Genomic DNA, 25,096 nt, shown 5'->3' with positions numbered 1-25,096 from the left:
GGGGGCGTTTGCGACAGGCGCCCCCTTGCCCGTTTGGCCTCCAGGAACGCGCGCCCCATGCCCATCCGCCCGATCAACTGGCTCAAGCTCGCCTTTCTCGGCATCGTCTGGGGGGCCAGCTTCATGGCGATCGAACTGGCGCTCAAAGGCGCGGGACCGCTTTTCGTCGCCGCCACGCGGGTCACGCTGGGGGCGATTTTCCTTTTCATCCTCACCCACGCACGCGGCGTGGGCCTGCCGCCCGTGACCACAGCCGGGGCGGGGCGCATCTGGCTCGCCGCGCTGGTCATGGGGCTTTTCTCCAACGCGATCCCTTTCGCCTTGCTGGCCTGGGGGCAGCAATCGGTCGCCTCGGGCTTTGCCGGGGTCTGCATGTCGCTCGGGCCGCTTTTCATCCTGCCGCTGGCCCATATCTTCATCCGCGGCGAGGTGATGACCCTGCGCCGCACGCTGGGCTTCCTCATCGGCACGATGGGCGTGGCGATCCTGATCGGGCCCGCGGCGCTTTCCTCCACCGGCAGTTCGCTCGAGACCTGGGCGCGGCTTGCCTGCCTCGCGGTGCCGCTGTGCTATTCCATCGGCACCATCGCCACCCGGCTCTGTCCCGCCGTGGACATGCTCTCGCTCTCGGCGGCGGCTCTGCTGCTCGGCGCCTGCGCGATCGCACCCTATGCGCTCTGGGTCGAGGGATGGCCCGAGACCATCGGCCGCTCGAGCCTCCTCGCGCTGCTCTACCTGGGCATTTTGCCCACCGGCATCGCCCAGATCATCCTCGTCCAGATCATCCGCGACGCGGGCCCCGTGTTCATGAGCCTCGTGAACTACCAGGTGCCGGTCTGGTCCGTGATCTTCGGCATGGCCCTGCTGGGCGAGACCATGCCCGACGGGCTTTTCTGGGCATTGGCGCTCATCCTCTCGGGCGTCGCGCTCAGCCAGTTCGGCGCGCTCCGGCGCCTCTTCTCGGGTCGGCGGGCGCGTGGCTGAGGTCGGCTCATCGGATATCTAGAACGGGAAAGACGGCCGTGTGTCACCCCTCGAGGGTGGCCGCCCGCCACAGGGCCAGCGCGGCGCGCGTTGCGTCCACGTCATGCACCCTGAGCATCTGCACCCCCTGCGCCACGCCCGCGAGCGCCACCGCGACCGAGCCGGGCATCCGCGCGCCCGCCTCGGCCGTGCCGCCGATCTCGCCGATGAAGCGCTTGCGCGACGCGCCCAGCAGGACCGGACAACCCAGCCCATGAAAGAGCGAGAGCATCCGCAGGAGCGTCAGGTTATGCGCCATGGTCTTGCCGAAGCCGATGCCGGGATCCACGACGATCCTCTCGCGTGGAATGCCCTGCCGGCCCAGTGCCTCGATCCGCTCCGCGAGATAATCGTAGACGTCGAGCGCCACGTGGTCGTAGCGGGGATCCTTCTGCATGATGTCGGGCGTGCCCTGCGCGTGCATGATGCAGACCGGCAGACCCGCCTCGGCACAGAACGGGGCAAGCGCCGGGTCGAATCCGAGCCCTGCCACGTCGTTGACCATCGTCGCGCCCGCCGCATGGGCCGCCCGCGCCACCGCTGCCTTGCGGGTGTCGATCGAGATCGGCACATCGCTTGCCGCCCGCAGCGCCGCGATCACCGGCGCGGTGCGCGCGATCTCGTCCTCGACCGCCACCTCCGCCGCGCCCGGACGGGTCGATTCCCCGCCCACGTCGATGATCTCGGCCCCGTCGCGTTCCATCGCCCGGGCATGGGTCAGCGCATCGGAGGGATCGAAATGCCGCCCCCCGTCCGAGAAACTGTCGGGGGTGACGTTGAGGATGCCCATGAGGCGCGGTGCGTCGAAGGAAAGGCCCGCGATCGCGGCACGGGGGGTGGTCAGCCGCGCGCGCACCGCCTCGGGCAATTCCCGCGCAGGGACGAGCGCGCTTGTCCCGTCGCGCCCGATCCTTTCAGCGGTATCGAACCAGCACCAGCCGCCGGCAAGCGGCAACGCGCCGTCGGGGCGCACGTGGTCGAAGCGGGCCACCGGCCGGAAATAGACGCTCATAGCCCCGATTGCGCGATGTCCTGCACCTGCACCGGCACCTCCGCATCGCCCGAAAGGCTGGCCCCGATCAGAAGCAGGTCCGACGCTTCCATGTGGCCCGCGAACCACGCGGCAAGCGCCACCGGGTCGTCCGGCCCCACCGTCGGCCCGTCCACCGCGTCGAGCACGATCTTCGACGGCGCCCAGACGCTGATCTGCCCGTTCTTCATCGCCCAGTCCAGCTCGGTGCGGGTGGCCACCACGACACAGCGATCGTCGCGCCCGCCCAGCACCCAGGCGTTCTGCTCGATGGCGAGCAGGTCCACCCGCCTTTGCGTCATGCGATGCCCGGTCTGCGGGGCGGGCACCTCGGCGCGCCCCACGCAGAGGATCACCGGCTCGGCCCGTGCCTCGAGCTGATCGAGCCAGCGCGCGAGATTGGGCGAGGTGATGGCCTCGTTGCTGAGAAAGACCACGTGCGGATGCGGGGCGGTGTCGGCATGCGGCGACACGGGCTTGGTCTTGAGGTCGTCCACCGACCGCACGATCTCGACCCCGAGCGCGCCGGGGCCCCGGTCGAGCTTCTCGATCCGCACGAAGGTCCGCACCGCCTGCGGTTCCCACAGGATGCGCTCGGCAATGCGCTCGGCCAGGGTTTCCAGCAGGTTCAGGCGTTCCTCGGCCAGTTCGGCGGCAATCGCCTCGGTCACGCGGTCATAGCTCAGGATGCGGTCGACATCGTCCTCCACGTCATCCGCGAGCGGCCGCACCTCGACCACCACGTTGAACGACACGCGCTGCGTCGTGCCGCGCTCGGCCTGGAAGGCGCCGATCTCGACCTCGACCACGTGGTCGCGCACCGAGATGCGGTCGAGCGGGCCATCGGGCGACGTCGCCTTGGCCCGGCTCTTGGGGTGCTCGAAGGCGAGCCTCACTTCGTTGCTCATCTCAGGTCTCCGCGGACCGCGGGGCGAGCGTCATGCCCGCCTCCCGACCGCGCCTTAGCACGGGCAGGCCGCGGCGACCAAGCCGCAAACGCGCCGCACCGGCTCAGTTCTGCGACAGGCGCGTGGGCTGGCGATAGAAGTGATGCACGCCGATGGTCGCGGTGCGCGGGAACACGCGCGCCCAACGCGGCGACACGGCGCGGGTGTGGTAATGCGTGGCCCCGTCGGTCAGCTTGCGCGGCGCGCCGCCGATCAGCAGGCTTGCCACCTTGCCGACACGGGCGAAGGCGCGCGGCTCGGCGATCACCTCGTCGTGGCCGTCACAGGTATAGGTGAACTGGCAGGCATATTTGCGCCCCGTCCCCTGGTTGATGACGCCGCAGACGGTGTTGGGATAATCGGGGCTGTCGACGCGGTTCATGATGACCTCGCCCACGGCGAACTGGCCCTTCACGGTCTCGCCGCGCGCCTCGAAATAGAGCGCTTCGGACAGGCAGCGCCACTCGGACCCGCCCTTGACGGTCTTCTGCTGGTCGAGCCACGCCTTGGAATAGGCAAAGCCCCCCGCGCCGGGTTTGAGAAGCGAGGCCAGCCGGTCCTCCTTCATCGCCTTCAGCGCGCGTTTCTCGTTCCCGATGAGCCGCGCAGCCGAGGATTCGGCGGTCACGGCGCCGGTCGTTCCGGCCAACATGGCCACGGTCAGGATCACTCGCATCAGCATACCGAACCTCCTGGGCCCCCCGGGCCCTCGTCGTTAACGATCCGGGGCGTTTACTCAAGTTGGCGGGATTCGTCCAGCTTCGGTCGCGTTCAGGCGAGACCTGCGACAATTCATCCCTGTCCGGGGTGCACATCTGGGGCGAGTCAGGCGGGTTCCTACCCGATCTTGTCCCTCAGCGCGAGCTGCGCGGCGGCCAGCCGGGCCACCGGAACACGGAACGGAGAGCAGGAAACATAGTCGAATCCCGCTTCCCGGCAGAAAGCGATCGATTCGGGGTTGCCGCCATGCTCGCCACAGATCGAGAGCGTCAGGTCCGGGTTCGCCGCCCGCGCCCGCTCGGCCGCGATCTTCAGAAGCTCGCCCACGCCGTAGATGTCGAGCGTGTGGAACGGATCCTCGGGATAGACCCCCTGCTGGACGTAATCCGACATGAACCGGCCCGCGTCGTCGCGGCTGAGCCCGTAGGTCATCTGCGTGAGGTCGTTGGTGCCGAAGCTCAGGAAGGCCACCTGCGGGGCGATGTCGCCCGCCCGCAGGCAGGCGCGCGGCGTCTCGACCATGACACCCAGACGATAGGTGAATTCCTCGCCGGTCTCGCGGCGCACGGCCCCCGCCACCGCGTCGATGCGCGACTTCACGAGCTCGACTTCGCGGCTCGCCGACACGAGCGGGATCATCATCTCGGGCACGACCGGGTCGTCCTCCTCGCGCGCCTCGATCAGCGCCTCGAAGATCGCGCGGGCCTGCATGTCGTAGATCTCGGGCACGGTGATCCCGAGGCGGACGCCGCGCATCCCGAGCATCGGGTTGTATTCGCCCAGCGCCTCGATCCGGCGCGTCACGTCCGAGAGCGGGATGTCGAGCGCCTCGGCAAGCTCGCGCTGGCCGCTTCGCCCGGTGGGCAGGAACTCGTGCAGCGGCGGGTCGAGCAGGCGGATGCAGACGGGCTTGCCCTGCATGATGCGGAACAGCTCGGTGAAATCCGCGCGCTGCATCGGCAGGAGCCGGTCCAGCGCGGCGGCGCGGTCATCGCTCGTCCCGGCGAAGATCATCTCGCGCATGACGATCAGGCGGTCGGTCTCGAAGAACATGTGCTCGGTCCGGCACAGGCCGATGCCCTCGGCGCTGAACCACCGGGCGGTCTCGGCATCGCGCGGGGTGTCGGCATTGGCGCGCACCGCGATGTCGCGCGCATCGTCGGCCCAGGCCATCAGCACCTTGAGGCTGTCGTCATGGCCCGCTTCCAGCAGCGCGGCCTCGCCCGCCAGCACCTCGCCATTGGTGCCGTCGATGGTGATCTTGTCGCCCTCGCGGAAGACGCGGCCATCCGGCGCGGTGATCTGGCGCTTCACGGTCTGGAACCGGATCGCCGAGGCCCCCACGACACAGGGCAGGCCGATGCCCCGCCCGATCACGGCGGCATGGCTGGTCATCCCGCCCCGCTCGGTCAGGACGGCGGCGGCGGCATGCATGCCGCGAATGTCCTCGGGGCTCGTCTCGCGCCGCACGAGGATGCAGGGCGTGTCCTGGGCCTTCATGGATTGCGCCGCTTCCGAGGTGAAGACGATGACGCCGCTCGCGGCACCGGGGCTCGCCGCGACGCCGCGTGCGATCACATCGCGCCGCGCCTCCGGGTCCACCTGCCGGTGCAGCAGCTCGTTGAGCGCGCGCGGCTCGATCCGCATCAGCGCTTCCTCGCGGCTGATGATGCCGTCTTCGGCCAGCGCCACGGCGATGCTCACCGCCGTGCGGGCGTTGCGCGTCACCCGCACCCCGTCCAGCACGAAGACCTCGCCGTTCTCGATGGTGAACTCGGCCTGCATTTCCTCGCGCAGTTTCTCGCGCATGAGGGTCGTGTGCGCCTTGAGCGTGGCGAAGGCCTCCGGCGCCAGTTCCTCGAGCGACGGGCCGCGCGGATCCCGCTCGAGATACATCGCGTCCGCACCCCGGCTCAGCGCCTCGCGCCCCTGGCTCTGGCGCATGTAACGGCCCGTGATCTTGCGCTCGCCCGTCGCGCCGTTGACAAGCTGCATCACGCCCGAGCCGCATTCCCCCGGCCCGAGCCCCAGCGCCATCTTCTGCACCACGAGGCCGAGCCCCGCATCCGCCGGTGCGCCCTTGGCCTGCCGCAGAAGCCGCGCCGTGGTGCCTTCCCATGCGCGCGCCATCGAGCGCAGCACCTCGATCAGTTGCGTGGCGGGCTCTTGCGGAAAGGGCTCCTCTGCCTCCTCCTCGTAGACGTCGAGCGCCTCGGCCAACCCCTTGACCGGATCGTCGCTCACGTCGTCAAGCACGTCGGGGTCGAGCCGCGCGACATGGATGGCGTAGGATTGCACGAACCGCAGGTAGAGCTTCGCCGCCGCCGCCTCGCCCAGCGTCTCGGCGAGTTCGGCGCGCTTCGCGTCGCACATGCCGATATTGAGCACCGCCCGCGGCCCGCCCCAGTCCGGGTCTTCCGACGACGGCCGCACGCATAGCAGCGGATGCGGCCCGAACGGCTCGAGCAGGGCGGCGCCATCGGCCATCTCACCGGCGGCAATGGCCCGCACGGCCTTGAAGGACAGGGCGATGGTGCGCGGCACCGGCAGGTCGAGCCGGACCAGCCGTTGCAGACATTTCGCCCGCCCGCCATGGGTCTCGGCGCTCACCGGCGCGTCGGCGGTGATGAGGGTCACCTCGGGATTGTCATGCTGCATTGCGGCATCCTTGTTGCGTCCTGCAACATACGCCGGATCGGTCACAAGGCAAGGACGCGATTCCGCCTGGATGGCCGGAAACATGCAATTTTCCGGGAGGGGATTTCGCAAACTCCGTCTCCCGGCAACGCGCGGTCCGCTAACCCTCGACGCGCGAGAGATCCGCTACCGACAGGCACAGCCCGCGAATACGGCTCAGAAGGTTGAGCCGGTTGCGCCGCACGACCTCCTTGTCGGTGTTGACCTGCACCGCTTCGAAGAACGCATCGATAGGCGCGCGCAGCCCGGCCAGCGCCCCCATCGCCCCCGCGAAATCCTCGGACCCGAGCGCCTTTGCAATCTCCGGCTCGGCCTTGTCCAGCGCATCGAACAGCGCGCGCTCCTCGTTCGTCTCGGCAAATTTCGGATCGGCCCCGAACGAGTATTCCACACCGTCCTTCTCCTCGGCCTGCGTGAGGATGTTGTTCGCCCGCTTGAACCCCTGCAACAGGTTCTCGCCATCGTCGGTCTTGAGGAAATCCGAAAGCGCCTCCGCCCGCTTCACCACCAGCGCGAGGTCGTCACTGCCCTCCATCGCGATGCAGGCGTCGATCACGTCGTGGCGGATGCCCCGGTCGCGAAGATGCACCTTGAGGCGGTCGTGGAAGAAGTGAAGAAGATTTAAATCAACGTCCAATCCAGCATAGTCATCAGGATCGCCTTTGACCGGTCTTTTGAACTTGTTTGCTGTTAGGCCAAGATCAATTGCGGGAAACAGCGCAAGCGTCAGATTATTCTCCACCACCAACCGAATAACCCCCAGCGCCGCTCGGCGCAGCGCGAACGGATCCTTCGACCCCGTAGGCTTCTCGTCGATCGCCCAGAACCCCGTCAGCATATCGAGCTTGTCCGCCAGCGCCACGGCCACCGACACGGGCGCGCTCGGGACGCCATCTCCGGGTCCGAGCGGTGAATAATGCTCCTCCGCCGCCGCCGCCACCGCGTCGGGCAACCCCGCGGCCTGCGCGTAGTAGCGGCCCATCAACCCCTGCAACTCGGGAAACTCGTAGACCATCTCCGAGGACAAATCCGCCTTGGCCCAGCGCGCGGCCTGCTCGGCCAGGTCCGCATCCGCCCCCACCACCGGCGCCAGCTCCCGCGCCAGCGCCGCGATACGCTCGACCCGTTCGGCCTGTGATCCCAGCTTGCGGTGGAAGGTCACGTCCGCGAGCGACGCGAGCCACGCCTCGCCGCCCTCCTTCGCCACGCGCAGGTCGTTCTCCCAGAAGAACTTCGCATCCGAAAGCCGCGCCGAAAGCACCTTCTGGTTCCCGGCAAGGATCGTCGCGCCCTCGTCCGCCGTCTCGCGGTTGGCCACGGTCACGAACCGCTCCACCCGGCCCGTCTTGGGGTTTTTCACCGAGAAGAATTTCTGATGCTCCTTCATCGAGGTGATGAGAACCTCGGGCGGCAGGTCGAGAAACTCGTCGTCGATCCGCCCCATGAGCGGCACGGGCCATTCCACCAGCCCCGCCACCTCGCGCAGAAGCCCTTCGTCCTCGACAAGCTCCATGCCCGACGCGAAGGCAAGGTTGCGCGCCTCCTGCCGGATCGCGTCCATGCGCTCCGCCGGGTCGAGGACCACCTTCGCGCGCTTGAGCTTCGCGGCATAGTCGTCGAACTCGCTGACCGCGAAGGCGCCCGGCGCCATGAAGCGATGCCCCTCGGTCTCGTCGCCCGCGCGGATGCCGTCCACCTCGAGGGGCACGACCGACGCCTCGCCCGCCTCGTCGGTGAGGATGCAGAGAACACGGTGCAAGGGCCGAACCCAGCGTAGGGATCCGGCGCCCCAGCGCATCGACTTGGGCCAGGGGAAATTGCGGATCGTGCGCTCCAGCACCTCGGCCACGATCTCGGCGGCCGGCCGGCCTGGCGTCGTCACGGTCGCGAAATAAACCTGCCCCTTCTTCTCGTCGCGGATCTCCAGCGCGTCACGGCTGACACCCGCGCCGCGGCAGAACCCCTCGATCGCCTTCTCCGGCGCGTCCACGCGCGGTCCCTTGCGCTCTTCGCGCAGGGTGGGCGAGGCATCCGTCATCCCCTCGACCGCGAGCGTCAGGCGCCGCGGTGTGGCGAATGCCGCCGCCCCGGCATAGGTGAGCCCCGCCTCGACCAGCCCGTCCGTCATCATCCGCTTGAGATCGTCGGCCGCGCGCGCCTGCATTCGTGCCGGGATTTCCTCGGAGAAGAGTTCGATCAGAAGGTCGGGCATGTCACCATCCAAAGCCGGCCCCGTCCGGGGCGAAGTTTGGCGTTTGGATAACCGCCCCTACCCGTGGCGTCCAGCCCGCAGGGCGGGCAATCTGCGCCCGGCACTTCAGGTGTGCTTCGCCACCTCGGCACGGGCCTTGTCGGCCAGCGTCTCGACATCGTCGCCGTCATGGCGCGGCACGACGCGGAAGGCGGCTTGCGCGAAGTTCGTCACCGAGAAGCACAGGAGCCCGACCGCGAGCATGGCAAAGAGGATACCGCCATAGCTCTGCCCCCGGACCCAGCCCAGCGCCTGTCCGACACCGCCCGCCTGGTCCGGATCGGCCCGCACCCCGGCATAGAAGAGAAAGCCGCCGATGATCGCCACCACGACGCCCTCGGCCACGTATCCGGTCTTGATCACCCATTCGAGCTTGCGCGCCGTCTCGGTCACGCGGATGTCGCGCTTGTAGGTCTCGCGCAGGCCCTTCTGGGCATAGTAGATGCCCGCGCCGATCACCCCCGCGCCCGCCGCCATCACGATCCAGCCGCCATAGGGGAGCGCCATGACCTTCGCGGTCCAGGTCTCGACACCGCTTTCGCCCTGGCCGCTGTCGCCGCCGAAGGCCATCGCCGCGATGGAAATGCCGATCGCCCCGTGCAGAAGGCCGGTGATCACCTGCCCGCAGCGCGCCGCGATCCCTTCCGCGTCATGCCCGTAGGCTTCGAGGTCCATCGCCGCGTCGATCAGCCGCCAGACCATGTAGGCCACGAGGCCCAGCCCGATCAGCACCAGCAGCGCGTCGCCGAACCAGAGCGCCTTGAGATCGGCCACCGCGTTCTTCGTGCCCTGCGCCTGCCCGCCCCACCACACGGCGGCCAGCGCCAGCGCTCCCACGATGAGATAGACGACCCCCCGCGCGCCGTATCCGGCACGCATGACCCACATGACCCAATCGGGTGCCTTGTTCTGCATGATCTCGCTCCCTTGTCAGGAAGCCAAGCGCCACGGGGCCGTCCGGGTTCCCGACCGGGTGCGCGCGCTCAATATCCGCCCGGCGGCTCCGGGCAGCCCTCGGGCGCGGGCTGACCGTCGAAGACCACCTCGCCACAGCGGTTGATCTGGTGCCATGCAAAGCCGCGCCCGTCCTCGTGGATCGCCACCACGCGGTCGATGCCGTAGAGCACGTCGCGCTCGCCCAGGAAGGCCAGCGCCTCGCCGCTTTCCAGCGCGGCGCCCAGCGCCTCGGCGTCGAAACAGTCGAACCACGCCGGCGCCGTCAGCGGCACCGCCCCGTCATAGGGCTCGTATGTCTCGGTCAGCATCGCGTGGCTCATCGTCGTGGTGAAACAGGCGCGATACCGGATCGGGCTGCTATCGGCGTCGATGGCGCGGAAGTCGTCGTAGAGAACAGGTTCGACCTCCCCCGTCACCAGCGACGTCATCTCCACGGCCCGCCCCGGCTCGGGCTCCACCTCCTCGTAGAAGTGATGGACCTGAAGATAATACATCCCTCCCCCCGCGATGAGCGCGGACGCGAGGATGAGAAGCGCGAGGAATTTTCCCATCAGGCCGCCTGCCCGCCCGCCTCGGTCCGCACGAACGCGTCCGCGCATTGCTTGGCGAGCGCCCGGACGCGCCCGATATAGGCCTGCCGCTCGGTCACGCTGATCACGCCGCGGGCGTCGAGCAGGTTGAAGATGTGGCTCGCCTTGATGCACTGGTCATAGGCGGGATGGGCCATGACGATGCGCTTGCCGGTCTTGGGATCCACGTCCTCGGCCGCGAGGATCGCCTCGCACTCGGCCTCGGCCTCCTCGAAATGCCGAAGCAGCACCTCGGTATCGGCCACGTCGAAGTTCCAGCGCGCGTATTCCTCCTCGGTCTGGCGGAACACGTCGCCATATGTCAGCGGGATCGGCGCCGCAGGATCGTTGAAGGGCATGTCCATGACGTGATCGACACCCAGCACATACATGGCCAGCCGCTCGAGCCCGTAGGTCAGCTCGCCCGAGACGGGATGGCAGTCATGCCCGCCGACCTGCTGGAAATAGGTGAACTGGCTCACCTCCATGCCGTCGCACCAGACCTCCCAGCCCAGACCCCATGCGCCCAGGGTGGGGCTTTCCCAGTCGTCCTCGACGAAGCGGATGTCGTGCAGCTCCATGTCGATCCCGATCGCCCCCAGCGAGCCGAGATAGAGCGCCTGGAGATCGGGCGGGCTTGGTTTGATAAGGACCTGATACTGGTAGTAGTGCTGAAGCCGGTTCGGGTTCTCGCCATAGCGCCCGTCCGTGGGACGCCGCGACGGCTGCACGTAGGCCGCGGCCCAGGCGCGCGGTCCCAGCGAGCGCAGCGTCGTGGCCGGGTGAAACGTGCCCGCGCCCACTTCCATGTCATAGGGTTGCATCACCGCACAGCCCTGCCCGGCCCAGTAGGCCTGAAGCCGCAGGATGATCTCCTGGAAACTGCGCGGTTTCGCGATGCTCTCGTCCATGGTGTCCGGGCCCCCAATTTGCGCGCCCTGCTTACGGCGCCGGGCGCGGGCGGTCAATTCGGTCGTGGCAGGAGAGTGCGCTCTTCGCATCGCCGCCCTGCCGCGACTCCCCGGCTCCCCGCCCCGGCGCGCTCACGCGGCATCCCTCGGGGCGTGTTCGTGACAGATGCGGTCGCGGTCGGGCGGCGAAAGCGCAACGTCGAGCAACGCGCACCACGCGCCGCCCTCCGGCCCCGCCTCGGGCCGGTGATGCCGGCAGGTGCGACAGATCCCGAAGGGCCGCGCGCCGCGCTGATCGAGCGTGCCGCGCAGCAGATCACCCAGGCCCCCGGCCAGCGCGGCCTTCCGCTGCGCGGGCAATGCGGCGATGGCGGCATCGAGGTCGCTCGCTTGGTGGGCCAGTTCCCGCCCCGCCGCCGTCACGTCATAGCGGATCGACCTCCGGTCGCTGTCGGATCGGCGCTCTTCGACCAGTCCCTTGCGCGCCAGCGCCTTCAATGTTTGCGACACGGTCCCCCGCGTCGCCAGCAGGTAATCCGCGACCTGGCTGGGCGCGCGGGAAAACCGGTTGGCCCGCACGAGATAGGCCAGCGTGGCACGCTGCACCGGGTTGAGATCGCCGCCCCACCCCTCGCTCGCCACGACGCGCGATAGCCGCGAAAGAAGCTCGCGCAGGTGATCGTCAAGGGCGTCTGGACGCATGGGGTCGGTCGGGGGCTCGGACGGGTCTTCGGTCATGGGCACATCATAGCGAGTCGAAACGGGCTTGCCAATAGTATCGACTCGCTACTATAATGGCGATACAACTCGAAACAGGGAGACCCGCCATGACCACTTCGCTCAGATCCACCTTGCCCCTCGCGCTTGCGCTCGCCTCGGGCACCCTCGCCGGCCCGCTTCAGGCGGGCGAAACCGAGGCTGTCCGCGCCAGCGATCGCCCCGATGCGGTCCTTTCGGATACCGACGATGCCATTCTCGCGCCCTTCGACATCGTGGCGGCGCATGTGCACCGCTCCGGGCGCACCGTCACCTTCCACATGACCACCGCGGGCGACGCAGGGACCGAGATACCCGAGCCCGCCGGACAGCTGGGCGGCGCGCCCGTCCTGTCCTATGTCTGGCCCACCTCCCTCGACCCCGCCACCGTGGGGTTCGAGGGCGGCACCGGGATCCTCGCCCTCGCCGCCACGTCGCATCCCGATTTCGACGACACGCCGCTATTCGACGAGGACGGCGACGGCGATCTCGGCAATGACGGGGCGAAATGGCATTCGCACTGGGTCGTGCTGACCCCGACCGAAGGGTGCGGCGACGGCGCGCTCGGAGTGCGCGACATCCCAGAGGGCGAGACGCCGCGCCTTCCCGCCACCTGGCCCGGCCTGCCCATCTTCATCGATTCGCCGGGGTTCACGCCGGTCTTCGACGGGCCCGAGATCGTGGTTCATGTCGGTTTCGCCGATACCGCCCCGTTGCAGGGCGCCTCTTATGACGGCGTGACGAGCGCGCTGCGCGTCAACGAAAGCGTGCATGCCCCGCTTCTCTGCGTCACCGACATCTTCGACGTGGCCTCCGGCAACCTGTCGCTGCCCGGCAAGATCGACTGACCCGAAGGCCTCACCCCGGCCCCAACACCGCACGAAAGCGAGATTTCGGATGCATCATCCGCGCGTTTTGCTAGAACGGTGCGACATTTCGAACCAGGGGCACGGGGACAGGCATGAAATTGGTGATGCGTAACTTGGCCGCGGCCATCATGGCCGTGGTCGCGATGGCCGGCATGTCGGCGGCACAAGGGTCCGACGAGGACCTCGTCTGGGTCCAGATCGAGGCGCAGCCCAGCCTCGCCCAGGTCAACGAGGCGCTGCGCCGCCGCGCGGCACAGTTGCAGGACGTGAACGGCTTCCAGCTCAATGCGAACTGGTATGCCGTCGCGCTCGGCCCCTATCGCCCCGAGGATGCCGAGCAGGTCCTGCGCGTTTTGCGCGCCGAAGGCCGCATTCCCCGCGACAGCTACATCGCCGAAAGCTCCGACTACGCCCGCCAGATCTGGCCGGTGGGCAGCACCGTGCTCGCCGACCTCCAGGGGTCGGCCGCCGCACCCTTCCCCGCCGAGCCCGAGCCCGAACTCGATGAAACCGGCACCGAAACGGCCACCCTCCCGGACCCGGAACCCGACCCCGAGCCCGCCGACGAAACCCCGCGCGAGGCGCGCGCCTCCGAGCGCGAGCTTACCCGCGAGGACCGCGCCGATCTGCAGGTCGCGCTGCAATGGGCGGGGTTCTACCAGGGGCGCATCGACGCCGCCTTCGGCCCCGGCACCCGCCGCTCCATGGCCGCCTGGCAGGAGGTCAACGGGTATGAGGTCACCGGCATCCTCACCACCCGCCAGCGGGCCGAGCTTCTGCGGCAATACAACGCCGTGCTCGAGGGCCTCGACCTGCGCCTCGTCTCCGATCCCCGCACGGGCATCGAGATCAAGCTGCCCCTGGGCGTCGTCGCCTTCTCGCGGCTCGAACCGCCCTTCGCCCATTACGAAGCCACGGGCGACATCCCGGCCAAGGTGCTGCTCATCAGCCAGGAAGGCGACCAGGACACGCTCTTCGGCCTCTACGACATCATGCAGACGCTCCGTATCGTCCCCGTCGACGGCCCGCGCGAACGCAAGGACCGGAGCTTCGTGCTCATCGGCGAAAGCGCGACGACGGTCTCGCACACCGTCGCCTCGCTCGAGAACGGACGGATCAAGGGCTTCACCCTCGTCTGGCCCGCGGGCGACGAAGACCGCCGCACCCGCCTCCTCGCCGAGATGCAGGAGAGCTTCCGGCGCATCGACGGCGTGCTCGACCCCGCGGCCGGAAGCAATGCCGAGCAGGACATCGACCTCGTCTCGGGGCTCGAGATCCGCCGCCCGATCCGCGCCCTCTCGGGCTTCTTCGCCGACAGCGCGGGCACGGTCGTGACCACCGCGCGCGCGGTCGAGGGGTGCGGCCATATCACGCTCGAGGACGATCAGCGCGCCGAGGTGCTGACCCGCGACGAGGCGACCGGCATCGCGATCCTCAAGCCGCAGGCGCGTCTCGCGCCCATGGGCGTCGCGCGGCTCCAGGCCGAACCGCCGCGCCTCAACTCCGACATCGCGGTCGCGGGCTACTCCTTCGGCGGCGTCCTCGGCGCCCCGTCCATCACCCATGGCACGCTTGCCGACCTGCGCGGCCTCGCGGGCGAGGAGACGATGGCCCGCCTCGCGCTCGCCGCGCTCGAGGGCGACGCGGGCGGACCGGTCCTCGATACCGCCGGCGGCGTCGTCGGAATGCTGCTGCCGCCTCCCGACACGGGCCGCCAGCTTCCCGATGGCGTGAGCCTCGCCGCCGACGCCGAGGCGATCTCCACCGCGCTCCGCGGCGCGGGTCTCACCCCCGTCACGACATCCGAGCGCACCACGCTCACGCCCGACGCGCTTGCCGAACGCGCCCGGCGCATGACCGTGCTGGTAAGCTGCTGGGAGTGATCCGTCCCGGCGACCGCGGGCAGAGGTTCGGGCCTGCTTCTCCTGCTCCAAATATCCTGGGGGAGGCCGCCAAAGCCCGCCGGGCTTTGGCGGTCGGGGGCAAAGCCCCCATCACCTTCCGGCATCCGCGCGCATCGTCCGCCGCGGCGCGAATAAAATTCGCGATGATCTTCACCTTCGCGGGGATCAGCTGATGAGCTTTTTCAGCCAGCCCTTCTTCTCGGCCACCTCGTCGTCATCCTCGGGTTTCGGACCCTCGATGACCTCCTCCAGCCGGGAAAAGAACTGGTCCGCCATCTTCTTGGCGAACCCGTCCACGATCCGGCTGCCAAGCTGAGCGAGCTTGCCACCCACCTTCGCCTCCACGTCGTAGACAAGGCGCGTGCCGCCCTCGACCTCCTCGAGGGTCACGTCCGCGCCACCCTTGGCGAAGCCCGCTGCGCCGCCTTTCCCCTCTCCGGTCAGGGTCAGGCTTTCCGGCTCCACCATGTCCGACAGGATCACGCGACCGCGAAACGTGGCCTTGACCGGCCCCACCTTCTGCATGACCACGGCATCGAAGCCGTCCTCGGGCGTGCCGCTCACCTCCTCGGCACCCGGCACGCATTCCTTGAGGACCTCCTCGCTCAGAAGCGCGGCCCAGACGGTCTCGCGCGGGGCGGCGATCTCGCGTTCACCTGTCATCTTCATGGGATGGCTCCTTCCTGCGGTGCTGCGCGAAGTCTAGCCGCAACCGCGCCCCGCGCGCAACGCGCGATGCCGGCGCGCAGGTTTCGATCCGGCCCGTGCCTGCCCTCTGTTCGCCGCGGGAAAACCGCGTAATGTGGCGCGCGAAAGGATCGCACCCATGTCCTCGCAGAGCCAACCCAACCCCGCCCTCGGCATCGCCTTCATGCTGATCGGGATCACGGCCATTTCCGTGAACGACACCGTCATCAAGTTCCTTTCGGGCGGCTATCCCCTGCACCAGATGGTCTTCGTCCGCTCGGCCATCGGCATCTGCTTCTCGCTCACCATCGTGCAGTTCGAAGGCGGCTGGTCGATCCTGCGCACGGCGCGGCCCGGCCTGCACATCCTGCGCGGGCTGATGATCGTGGTGGCCAACATGTCCTTCTTCACCGCCCTCGCCGCGCTGAGCCTTGCCGAGACCACGGCGATCTTCTTCATCTCGCCACTGCTCATCACGTTGCTCAGCATTCCCTTCCTGGGCGAGAAGGTCGGCCCCTACCGCATCGGCGCGGTGATCGTGGGGCTCATTGGCGTGATCATCGTCACCCGCCCCTGGGCCGGTGGGGCCGAGCGCGACGCGCCGCTCTTCGTCTACCTCCTGCCGATCGTCGGGGCCTTCGCCTACGCCACGACACAGCTCCTCACCCGCAAGCTCGGCGTGACGAGCCGCGCCTCGGCCCTTGCCGTCTACCTGCAAGGGATGTTCCTCGTGGTAGGCGGGCTCTTCTGGCTGGTGGCGGGCGATGGCCGCTATGCCACGCAGTTCGACAGCCCCAGCATGCAGTTCCTCTTCCGCGCCTGGACCTGGCCGGTGGACGGCGACCTCTGGCTCTTCGTGGTTCTCGGACTCGTGGCGGGGGTCGTTGGCTACTGCATGTCCGCGGCCTATCGCATGTCCAACGCCGCGACCGTGGCGCCGTTCGAGTATACCGGCCTGCCGCTCGCGATCTTCTGGGGCTGGGTGATCTTCGGGGATCTGCCCGACCTCGTGACCGCCACCGGCATCGCCCTCATCCTCGCCTCGGGCCTCTTCGTCTTCCTCCGCGAGCGCCAGCTCGGGCGGCCGGTCGCGGCGGCGCGACGCACGCAGAAGCGGATGTAGCGTGGCGGGAACGAGCGGGGCATTTCGACCCGTTCGGTCGCGAACCTGCGCGCGGTGCGTTTACATTTCGATCCCGCGCGAGTTACCGACGCGATACCGACATGGATACCGACGTGGATACCGACGTGGGGGTCGGCCCGTTAACCATTGCTGAGTCGCCAGGGAGAATGGACATGCTGAACGGAGTGCGCGTCGTCGAGATCGAGGGACTGGGCCCCGGCCCCTTCGCCGCCATGATGCTTGCCGACCTGGGCGCCGAGGTGGTGGTCGTGCACCGCCCGAACAAGCCCGACGCCCTGACCGCCGATCCGAGCCTCATCGACCGCGGCAAGCGTTCGATCCTGCTCGACCTCAAGGATACGGACGACCTCGAGGTTGCCAAGGCCTTGATTTCCGAGGCGGATATGCTGATCGAGGGTTTCCGGCCCGGCGTCATGGAACGGCTGGGCCTCGGGCCCGAACCGATGCACGCCCTGAACCCCGCCCTCGTCTACGGCCGGATGACCGGCTGGGGACAGGACGGGCCGAAGGCGCACCAGGCGGGCCACGATTTCACCTACCTGGCCAGCTCCGGCGCGCTCTGGTTCGCCTCGCCACCGGGCGAGCCGCCCTTCCCCCCGCCCTCGCTGCTCGGCGACGTCGGCGGTGGGGCACTATATCTGGTGGCGGGGCTTCTGGCAGGGTATATATCTGCACTCAAAACCGGCCGGGGCACGGTGGTCGACGCGGCGATCGTCGATGGGTCCGCGCATCTCATGGGCCTCCTGATGGCCATATCCGAAGCCGGTCACATCCCCGAGAAACGCGGCGCGGGTCTCCTGGACGGGCCACATTGGTCGCGCAGCTATGTCTGCGCCTGCGGCGGCTACATCGCCGTCCAGGCCATCGAGCCCAAGTTCTACCGCGCCTTCCTCGACGCGCTCGGCCTCGGCGACGACCCCGAGATGCAAAGCCAGAACGACCCCGTGCTCTGGCCTGCTCAGACCGCGCGGCTCGCCTGCATCTTCGCGGACGAACCCCGCGATCACTGGGCCGCGCTCCTGTCGGACACCGACACCTGCGCCGCCCCGGTGCTCAGCCCCTCCGAAGCCGCGCAGGACACCCACAACGCCGCCCGCCGCATCTGGCAGAGCGACCCGCTTCAACCCGCGCCAGCCCCCCGTTTCGACGGACGACGCGCGAAGATCCGCAAGCCTCCGGCGCGGGGACAGGACCGCGCGGTCATTCTCGCGGAACTCCGGGATCGTGGTCTTTTATGATCTTATACCAGTAACTTAACTCCAAGATGGCGTCGCCGCGCCACGCAGCCCCGCATCAAGCGCCTGCCCCGCACCCCCGCCCATCCGGTAGGGCGTCAACGCCGCGCGCAGCCGCGCATGGAACCGTTCGGCGGCAAGGCCCATGGGCTGCCCCTTGGGTCGGATCACGGCGAGGTCATGCACCACGGTCGGCCGGAACGGACGGGCCACCACGCCGTCACCCAACTCGGCGGTGCCGTTCACCGGGTCGATGATCGCGATACCGCCCCCCGCCGCGACGAGCGCGCGGCCGATCGCGTAGAAATAGCTCGAGGCGCGGTAACTCAGTTCCGCCCCGTGCTGCGCCATCAGATGCGCCACCTGCCGGTCCACCTGATGATCGCCAGTCACCGCGATGAAGGCACGCTCCGCGATGTTGCTGGGCCCAACCTCCTTGCATGCGGCAAGCGGATCGTCGGCGCGCATGATGACGACGCAGGCCATCTGCACCAGCTCCGCCTCGAGCCCGGCCGCCGGGACCGGCGCGTCGATGAGGCCGATGTCGATCTGGCGGCTTCCGACCCATGCGGCGACCCGACGCGAACTGTGCACCCGAAGCTCGATCCGCGTTTCCGGGTGATCGCGCTGGAACTCCGCCATGACGCGCGGCAGAAGACTGTAGGCCATTGCGCCGTTGCTCGCCACGATGATGCTGCCCACGCCGCCCTTCCTGATTTCGCGCGCCCGCTCTTCCACGCGCGCGAGCGCCGCAACCCCCTGCTGCACCTCGTCGCGCAGCAGCAAGGCCTCGCTCGTGGGAGCAAAGAAGCCCCGGTCCCGGTGAAAGAGCCGAAACCCGATATCGACCTCAAGCTTGCCCAACGCCACGCTGACGGCAGGCTGCGACAGGTTGAGCCGGTCCGCCGCCCGCGAGACCGAACCTGCGTCGAACAGGGCATTGAAAACCTCGAGTTGCCGAAGGGTGAGTCGCACCGTCTTTCCGATCAACTGTATTAACAGATCGAATATATTCATTAATGACATTCAATTGCTTAATCAAAGGGAGTTTCCTACGATCAGCCGGCCTTGTGTTTCGGGCATCCAGGGGGAACGGCATGTGGGACGCGACCCGACCGGCGGCGACGGACATCATGACAGAGGACTGGTCACGGCGGCCCTACTGGCTCGACGGCCTCGAAGATCCGGGCCCCGATGCGACCGATCTGCCAAAGGCGGTGGACGTGCTCGTCGTCGGGTCGGGCTATACCGGTCTCAACGCCGCCATCGAAACCGCGCGGGGCGGGCGCAGCACCCTCGTGCTCGACGCCGAGGCGCCCGGCGCCGGATGCAGCACGCGCAACGGAGGCCAGATCAGCACCAGCATCAAGCCCTCGCTCGCGAAGCTCGCGGCCAAGCATGGCGCGGCGCGCGCCCGCGCGATCCGGGCCGAAGGCGAAACAGCCCTCGAATGGATCGAGGAACGCATCCGCGCACTCGGGATCGTGTGCGATTTCCGCCGCGTCGGACGTTTCCACGCAGCCCATAGCGCCCGAAGCTACGAAGACCTCGCCCGCGATGCCGAGCGCCTGGAACGCGAGGAGGGGATAGAAGCGCGTCCCGTGCCCCGCACCGAACAGCGGTGCGAGCTGGGCAGCGATCTCTATCATGGCGGCGTGGTTTTCCCACGCCACGCTTCGCTCCATCCGGCACGGTATCACGGCGGCCTCCTGCACAGCGCGCGGCAGGAGGATGTCGAGGTGATCGGGCATTGCGCCGTCACGCAAATCGTGCGTCATCGCGACGGGTTCGAGGTGACGACGGAGCAGGGCATGGTACGCGCGCGCGACGTGATCGTGGCCACGAATGGGTATACCGGAGCTCCGACACCTTGGCTGCGTCGCCGGGTGATCCCCATCGGGAGCTACGTGATCGCGACCGAAACGCTACCGCGCGACCTCATCGATGCCCTCTTTCCGAAAGACCGCATCGCCAGCGACACCTGCAAGGTGGTGTATTACTTCCGTGCCTCGCCCGACCGCAGCCGCGTGATCTTCGGCGGGCGCGTCTCGGCGGGCGAGACCGATCCCGCCGTCAGCGGCCCCCGGCTTTACGACGACATGTGCCGGATCTTTCCCGAGTTGAACGGCTATCGCGTGTCGCATTCCTGGATGGGGACAGTCGCCTATACCTTCGACGAACTGGCTCATGTGGGGCAGCATGAGGGCGTTCATTACGCGATGGGATATTGCGGCTCGGGTGTTTCGATGGCCTCCTATCTCGGGATGCGTCTCGGCCAGAAGGTGCTGGGACTGGCCGAGGGGCGCACGGCCTTTGACGACCTGCCCTTTCCCACCCGACCACTCTACACCGGAACGCCGTGGTTCCTGCCGCCGATGGTGAAATGGTATCGTTGGCACGACCGGATGCAGCATCGCCGCGCTGCTTCGACCGCGCCCCACCCCCAACGCGGCGCGTTCCCCGGCGCCCAATCATGACGAACGCTCGACGGCCCCGTCGCCAGCCGTCCGGTGCATTCCACGGCGACAGCAAGCGCCCCCCTTCGAGGGGCCGAGATAACAGAGGAGGAACGAAACGATGAAACATATGCTGACACTTGGTCTCATGGCAGGGTTCATGGGGAGCACGGCTCTCGCCGCCGACAAGGAAATCACCGTCGCATCTTGGGGCGGCGCATACCAGGAAGCGCAGTCGAAAGCGCTGTTCCAGCCCGCCGAAGAGAACACCGGGATTGCGGTGAAGGAAGTTACTTATGGCGGCATGTCCGATGTGCGGCTTCAGGTGAGCACCGGTGAGGTCACGCTCGACGTGGTGGTCAGTGGCTCTGGCTCGGCGGCGCGAGCGGCAGAGGAGGGGTTGCTCGAGAAGCTCGATTATGACGTGATCGACGTGTCGAATTTCTATCCCTCGCTCTATTCCGACTACTGCGTGGGCGGCGACGTATTCTCGGTCGTCTACGCATGGAACACCGATACCTACGGCGAGGAGGTGCCGCAAAGCTGGGCCGATTTCTGGGATGTCGAGAAATTCCCGGGCAGTCGGGCCTATCGCGGGAAGGTATCGGGCGCGCTCGAACCGGCTCTGATGGCCGATGGGGTGCCGATGGAGGAGGTCTACGAGGTTCTCTCCTCCGAGGAGGGCATCGCGCGGGCCATCGACAAGATCCGCGAGTTGAAGCCCCATATCAACGTCTTCTGGACCTCCGGCGCCCAGCATGCGCAGTTGATGAAGGACGGCGAGGTCGACATGACGACCGGCTGGAACGGACGGTTCGACAACGCCCGCGCTGACGGCGCCAAGGTGGACTACAGCTTCAACCAGGCACTGCTCGACTATGATTGTTTCGCAATCCCGAAGGGTGCGCCGAACAAGGATACGGCGATGGAATTCCTCGCCGAGATTTCCAAGCCGGAGTACCAAGACGACCTGCCGAAATACATCACCTACGGCCCCACGAACAAGGCAGCCTACGAAACCGGCGAGATCAGCGAGGAGGTGGCGGCAGGTCTGCCTTCATCGCCCGAGAACGCCGAGAAACAACTGCCTATCTCGCTTGATTGGTATGCCGAGTGGGAAACCACGGCGGCGGAGATGTACCAGGAAATGCTGACCGAGTAATTCGCCACACGAAGCGGCGAACCTCGCCGCGGGCGTCTCTCGCGCCCGCGGACACAAAGAACGGGGACGATGACGTGACCGGCAAGATAAGTGACGCGCTGCCCATCGCGGTGCGCAACGTGACCAAGACCTACGGCAGCGTGCACGCGCTCGATGACGTGTCACTCGACGTGAATAGCGGTGAGTTTCTGACCCTGCTCGGCCCCTCGGGATCGGGCAAGACTACGCTGCTCATGGTGCTTGCCGGTTTCACGCGTCCCGATCGCGGCAGCCTGAAGTTCGGGGGCGACGAGATGATCCGCACGCCTCCGCATCTTCGCGGCGTGGGCATGGTGTTCCAGAACTACGCGCTTTTCCCGCACATGACCGTCGCGGGCAACGTGGGCTACCCGCTGCGCCTGCGCGGCATGTCCAAATCCGACACAGCCGACCGCGTCGAGCGCGCGCTCGAAACCGTACAGCTCGGCGGCTATGGCACTCGCCGCATCACCGAGCTTTCGGGCGGCCAGAAGCAGCGCGTGGCGCTCGCGCGCTCCATCGTGTTCGAGCCGCGCATCCTGCTGATGGACGAACCGCTCTCGGCACTCGACAAGAAGCTAAGGGACCGGATGCAGATCGAGTTACGGCACCTTCACGATCAACTCGGCATGACGACCGTCTACGTGACCCACGACCAGCGCGAAGCGCTCACCATGTCCGACCGCATCGCAGTGGTCAATCATGGGCGCATCATGCAACTGGCCACCCCTCAAGAACTCTATGATCAGCCCGCGAGCAAGTTCGTGGCCGACTTCATCGGTGATTCGAACTTCCTTCCGGTGACGCGCGAAGGTGATGCGCTCATGGCCGCGCACGTGCCGCTTACCACCACGCAGCCGGTGCCCGACGCCCGCAACCTCGCGCTGATGCTGCGCCCGGAACGCGTGCACCTGATCGACGGCGAAGCCACGGGCGGCGACAACATCTTCGAAGCGCGCGTGACCGAGGTGGTATACCAAGGCGAAAGCTACCTGCTCTACGCGGTGCTGGGCGACGGCTCGGAGATCGCAGTCCGCGGGGCAACCCGCGCGGATACATTCGCCAATCTGCCAAAGGCCGGAGACGACGTGCGGCTTGGCCTCGCGCCCGCGGATACGGTGATCATCGCCGACGAGGAGGGCTGAGCGATGGCCGCGTCCGATATCAACGCGACCGGATTGCGCCGCGACGAGAAGATGGAACGTCTGCGCCTCTTCGGCCTCGCCTCGCCCGCCCTTCTCCTGGTGCTTGTGATCCTCGTCATCCCGGTGGGCTGGCTCTTTTACGTCTCCTTCGTGGGCGCGGACGGAAACTTCTCACTCGAAAATTACGAGCGGATGATCCGGCGCAAATCCTACGCGCGCATCTTCCAGACCACGTTCGAGGTGAGCATCCTGACAACCGCGCTGTGCGTATTCATCGGCTATCCCCTGGCCTATTTCATGTCACAACTGCCGCAGCGGCTGGCCAACCTGTGCATGCTCGCCGTGTTGCTGCCATTCTGGACCTCGCTTCTGGTGCGGACCTATGCGTGGCTCGTGCTGTTGCAGAAACAGGGGCTCGTGAACAGCTGGGCCATTTCGCTCGGTCTCTGGGACGAGCCGCTCAAGATGGTCCACAACATGACCGGCACACTGATCGGGATGGTCCATATCATGCTTCCCTTCCTCATCCTGCCGACTTATGGCGCGATGAAGGCCATCGACACCGACCTTCTCAAGGCCGCGTCGAACCTCGGTGCCAGTCCGCGCCGCGCCTTCTGGACGGTGTTCTTCCCGCTCTCGACACCGGGGCTTTTCGCGGGGGCGCTGATGGTCTTCGTCCTTTGCCTCGGCTTCTTCGTGACACCCGCCGTGCTGGGCGGCGGCAAGGTCATTCTCGTATCCATGAAAATCGTGTCCAATATCGAGCTTTTCGTGAACTGGGGCGCGGCGTCGGCGCTCGGGGTGGTGCTATTGGCGCTTACTGTAGGCGTGCTCTGGATCGCTTCGCGATTCCTCGATCTCGACCGGATGACGGGCGGGGGGCAGTGATGTTGCGCTGGCTCTCCTCTCCCGCTTCGGACACGCAAGTCACGCATGGCCAGCGGCTCTGGCTTTACCTGGTGTCCATCGTCATCATGATCCTCCTGGTTGCCCCCACGCTGATCGTGATCCCGATGTCGTTTTCCGATTCGCAATATCTCGAGTTCCCGCCCGAGACGTGGTCGACGCGCTGGTACCGGCATTACATCAACTCCGACGAATGGATGCTCGCCACCCGCACCTCGTTCAAGGCGGCGTTTCTCACGATGCTCTTCGCAACGCCCGTGGGGGTCCTCGCCGCCTACGGCCTCCATGCCTCGAAAGTACCCTTCATCCGCGCGGCTTTCGTCATGCTCATCACGCCGATGATGGTGCCCGTGGTCCTGATCGCCGTGGGGGCGTTCTATGCCTACGTCAAGCTTCAGATCCTCTACACCATGACCGGTCTCGTGCTGGCGCATTCGCTGCTCGCCATCCCGCTCGTGCTGATCGTCACGGGCTCGGCGCTCAAGTCCTACGACATGAATCAGGAGATGGCGGCACGCGCCCTCGGCGCTCCACGATGGAGGGCGTTTCTCACGATCACCCTTCCGCAGATCCGGTTCGCGGTCGTGACCTCGGCGCTTCTGTCCTTCCTGGCCAGCTTCGACGAGGTGGTGATCGCCATGTTCATCTCGGGCGGCGACAACCCCACGCTCACGCGATCCATGTTCAACGCACTTCGTGACCAGATCGACCCGACGATCGCCGCGATCTCCACCATCATGATCCTCGTCACGACGCTGATGATGGTGCTGGCACAGATCTTCGGACGCGGAAAGGGCGGCTAGGATCGCCGGTCAGGCTCGGCCTCTACCCCGTCATCATCGCCGGCGCGTGTCGCGATCATCCGGTACAGGTCCTCGGCGGCTTCGCTCGTCTCGCCCAGCGCCCGGTGGAGGTAGTAGGAGACGCGCGGCAGCGCGGGCAGGCCCAGGTCGGTTCCGAGCATCTGCACGCCACCGCGAAAGGCGCTCTGCGTCCGAGCGGTTATCCCGATCCCGGCTTTCACGCCGAAACGGATCCCGGCGGTGGAATGCGAGGTGAATTTCTCGAGATAGGCCCAGCCGCCGGCATCGAGCGCCGCCAGCGCGAGTCGCCGGAACATGCTCGGCGCGTCCGTAAGCACCAGTGGCAGCGGCGCGCCGGGCTCGAGCGTCCAGCCTTCGGCTGCGATCCAGTGGACGGGCAGGAGCTTCACCCGCCGCCCGTCGCTGCTTCCGGCGCGCCAGGTGCTGAGCGTGATGTCGAGCGCACCCTCCTCGAGCATCCGCATCAGCCGGCGGCTCCGCTCGACCAGGAGGACGACCCGAACATCCGGCCTGCGCGCGGCGAACTCGCGCAACACGTCGGGCAGGAGATCGTTCGCGATCTCAAGCGGTGCACCAAGGCGGACGACACCGCTCGTCTGGCTGCGCCCCGAGGCCGTCATCGCCTGCTTGCAGAGCGAGACGATCTCGTGACTGTGGCGCAGAAGGGTCTGGCCCGCTTCGGTCAACTCCCGCCGCCGTCCGCGAGAGACAAAAAGCGGGGTGCCCACGACATGCTCGAGCGCCTGCATCTGCTGCGTAACGGCCGATTGCGTGCGCCCCAGTCGTTCGGCTGCGGCGCTGAAACTCCCCTCCTCGTCGATCGCGATCAAGGTGCGAAGTTGAGCAAGTTGCAGTTCGGGCGTCACGGACGATCTTCCCTCGGTT

The 25,096-nt window shown here is 67.4% G+C and carries 22 protein-coding genes; 10 read left to right on the top strand and 12 right to left on the bottom strand.

Annotated features, from left to right (window positions below; all coding sequences use genetic code 11):
- Nucleotides 1-57 precede the first annotated feature (57 nt).
- Nucleotides 58-984 (top strand): DMT family transporter, encoded by a 927-nt coding sequence (locus K1T73_RS04255; protein ID WP_220602739.1) that lies wholly within the window; start codon nucleotides 58-60, stop codon nucleotides 982-984.
- A gap of 43 nt (nucleotides 985-1,027) precedes the next feature.
- Here K1T73_RS04255 and folP read toward each other — a convergent pair whose 3' ends face one another.
- From folP to K1T73_RS04210, 9 genes are all read right to left on the bottom strand, one after another.
- Nucleotides 1,028-2,035, bottom strand: a complete 1,008-nt coding sequence (folP, locus tag K1T73_RS04250; protein WP_220602738.1) for a dihydropteroate synthase — start codon at nucleotides 2,033-2,035, stop codon at nucleotides 1,028-1,030.
- Entirely contained in the window at nucleotides 2,032-2,961 is a 930-nt protein-coding gene (locus K1T73_RS04245; RefSeq protein ID WP_220602737.1) for a dihydroneopterin aldolase, read from the bottom strand. The genes folP and K1T73_RS04245 overlap by 4 nt, the downstream gene beginning before the upstream one ends.
- A gap of 103 nt (nucleotides 2,962-3,064) precedes the next feature.
- Entirely contained in the window at nucleotides 3,065-3,682 is a 618-nt protein-coding gene (locus K1T73_RS04240; RefSeq protein WP_259400444.1) for a cell wall hydrolase, read from the bottom strand.
- Nucleotides 3,683-3,837: 155 nt separating this feature from the next.
- On the bottom strand, nucleotides 3,838-6,378 hold the full coding sequence (locus K1T73_RS04235; RefSeq protein WP_220602736.1) for a putative PEP-binding protein: 2,541 nt from the start codon (nucleotides 6,376-6,378) through the stop codon (nucleotides 3,838-3,840).
- A gap of 139 nt (nucleotides 6,379-6,517) precedes the next feature.
- On the bottom strand, nucleotides 6,518-8,581 hold the full coding sequence (gene glyS, locus K1T73_RS04230) for a glycine--tRNA ligase subunit beta (protein ID WP_409077744.1): 2,064 nt from the start codon (nucleotides 8,579-8,581) through the stop codon (nucleotides 6,518-6,520).
- A 153-nt stretch (nucleotides 8,582-8,734) separates the two neighbouring features.
- Nucleotides 8,735-9,583, bottom strand: a complete 849-nt coding sequence (locus K1T73_RS04225) for a DUF1206 domain-containing protein (RefSeq protein WP_220602734.1) — start codon at nucleotides 9,581-9,583, stop codon at nucleotides 8,735-8,737.
- A gap of 68 nt (nucleotides 9,584-9,651) precedes the next feature.
- Nucleotides 9,652-10,176 carry a DUF6446 family protein gene (locus K1T73_RS04220; protein ID WP_220602733.1) on the bottom strand — a complete coding sequence of 175 codons (525 nt, stop codon included), beginning with the start codon at nucleotides 10,174-10,176 and terminating at the stop codon, nucleotides 9,652-9,654.
- Nucleotides 10,176-11,105, bottom strand: a complete 930-nt coding sequence (locus K1T73_RS04215; RefSeq protein ID WP_220602732.1) for a glycine--tRNA ligase subunit alpha — start codon at nucleotides 11,103-11,105, stop codon at nucleotides 10,176-10,178. The genes K1T73_RS04220 and K1T73_RS04215 overlap by 1 nt, the downstream gene beginning before the upstream one ends.
- Nucleotides 11,106-11,237: 132 nt before the next feature.
- Nucleotides 11,238-11,843 carry a MarR family winged helix-turn-helix transcriptional regulator gene (locus K1T73_RS04210; protein ID WP_259400443.1) on the bottom strand — a complete coding sequence of 202 codons (606 nt, stop codon included), beginning with the start codon at nucleotides 11,841-11,843 and terminating at the stop codon, nucleotides 11,238-11,240.
- Between the two features lie 89 nt (nucleotides 11,844-11,932).
- Between K1T73_RS04210 and K1T73_RS04205 the strand changes: the two genes are divergently transcribed.
- Together K1T73_RS04205 and K1T73_RS04200 are read left to right on the top strand one after the other, a co-directional pair.
- Entirely contained in the window at nucleotides 11,933-12,709 is a 777-nt protein-coding gene (locus tag K1T73_RS04205; protein ID WP_220602731.1) for a hypothetical protein, read from the top strand.
- 113 nt (nucleotides 12,710-12,822) lie between these two features.
- Nucleotides 12,823-14,613: a serine protease gene (locus K1T73_RS04200; protein WP_259400442.1), complete on the top strand. Its 1,791-nt coding sequence runs from the start codon at nucleotides 12,823-12,825 to the stop codon at nucleotides 14,611-14,613.
- 186 nt (nucleotides 14,614-14,799) lie between these two features.
- Here K1T73_RS04200 and K1T73_RS04195 read toward each other — a convergent pair whose 3' ends face one another.
- Nucleotides 14,800-15,303, bottom strand: coding sequence for a CoxG family protein (locus K1T73_RS04195; protein WP_220602730.1), 504 nt, complete (start codon nucleotides 15,301-15,303; stop codon nucleotides 14,800-14,802).
- 157 nt (nucleotides 15,304-15,460) lie between these two features.
- Between K1T73_RS04195 and K1T73_RS04190 the strand changes: the two genes are divergently transcribed.
- Both K1T73_RS04190 and K1T73_RS04185 read left to right on the top strand, forming a co-directional pair.
- Nucleotides 15,461-16,444, top strand: coding sequence for a DMT family transporter (locus K1T73_RS04190; protein ID WP_220602729.1), 984 nt, complete (start codon nucleotides 15,461-15,463; stop codon nucleotides 16,442-16,444).
- 173 nt (nucleotides 16,445-16,617) lie between these two features.
- Nucleotides 16,618-17,703, top strand: a complete 1,086-nt coding sequence (locus K1T73_RS04185; RefSeq protein WP_220602728.1) for a CaiB/BaiF CoA-transferase family protein — start codon at nucleotides 16,618-16,620, stop codon at nucleotides 17,701-17,703.
- 15 nt (nucleotides 17,704-17,718) lie between these two features.
- Here K1T73_RS04185 and K1T73_RS04180 read toward each other — a convergent pair whose 3' ends face one another.
- Entirely contained in the window at nucleotides 17,719-18,675 is a 957-nt protein-coding gene (locus K1T73_RS04180; protein ID WP_259400441.1) for a LysR family transcriptional regulator, read from the bottom strand.
- A 122-nt stretch (nucleotides 18,676-18,797) separates the two neighbouring features.
- Here K1T73_RS04180 and K1T73_RS04175 point away from each other — a divergent pair, with 122 nt between their 5' ends.
- The 5 genes from K1T73_RS04175 (at nucleotide 18,798) to K1T73_RS04155 (ending at nucleotide 24,190) form a co-directional block, all read left to right on the top strand.
- A complete protein-coding gene (locus tag K1T73_RS04175; RefSeq protein ID WP_259400440.1) occupies nucleotides 18,798-20,177 on the top strand; it encodes an FAD-binding oxidoreductase in 1,380 nt (459 codons plus the stop codon).
- Between the two features lie 100 nt (nucleotides 20,178-20,277).
- Nucleotides 20,278-21,318 carry an ABC transporter substrate-binding protein gene (locus K1T73_RS04170; protein ID WP_220602726.1) on the top strand — a complete coding sequence of 347 codons (1,041 nt, stop codon included), beginning with the start codon at nucleotides 20,278-20,280 and terminating at the stop codon, nucleotides 21,316-21,318.
- 74 nt (nucleotides 21,319-21,392) lie between these two features.
- Complete coding sequence (locus K1T73_RS04165; protein ID WP_259400439.1) at nucleotides 21,393-22,481, top strand: ABC transporter ATP-binding protein; 1,089 nt, start codon at nucleotides 21,393-21,395, stop codon at nucleotides 22,479-22,481.
- Between the two features lie 3 nt (nucleotides 22,482-22,484).
- Nucleotides 22,485-23,369: an ABC transporter permease gene (locus K1T73_RS04160; protein ID WP_220602725.1), complete on the top strand. Its 885-nt coding sequence runs from the start codon at nucleotides 22,485-22,487 to the stop codon at nucleotides 23,367-23,369.
- Nucleotides 23,369-24,190, top strand: coding sequence for an ABC transporter permease (locus K1T73_RS04155; protein ID WP_220602724.1), 822 nt, complete (start codon nucleotides 23,369-23,371; stop codon nucleotides 24,188-24,190). The genes K1T73_RS04160 and K1T73_RS04155 overlap by 1 nt, the downstream gene beginning before the upstream one ends.
- Here K1T73_RS04155 and K1T73_RS04150 read toward each other — a convergent pair.
- Nucleotides 24,187-25,077 carry a LysR family transcriptional regulator gene (locus K1T73_RS04150; RefSeq protein WP_259400438.1) on the bottom strand — a complete coding sequence of 297 codons (891 nt, stop codon included), beginning with the start codon at nucleotides 25,075-25,077 and terminating at the stop codon, nucleotides 24,187-24,189. The two genes, K1T73_RS04155 and K1T73_RS04150, sit on opposite strands and share 4 nt — an antisense overlap.
- Between the last annotated feature and the right edge of the window lie 19 nt (nucleotides 25,078-25,096).

The organism is Roseovarius sp. SCSIO 43702, from assembly GCF_019599045.1.
Taxonomy (GTDB): Bacteria; Pseudomonadota; Alphaproteobacteria; order Rhodobacterales; family Rhodobacteraceae; genus Roseovarius.
The sequence above is the reverse complement of the archived record's forward strand: the minus strand, read 5'-3'. Positions and strand labels throughout refer to the sequence as shown.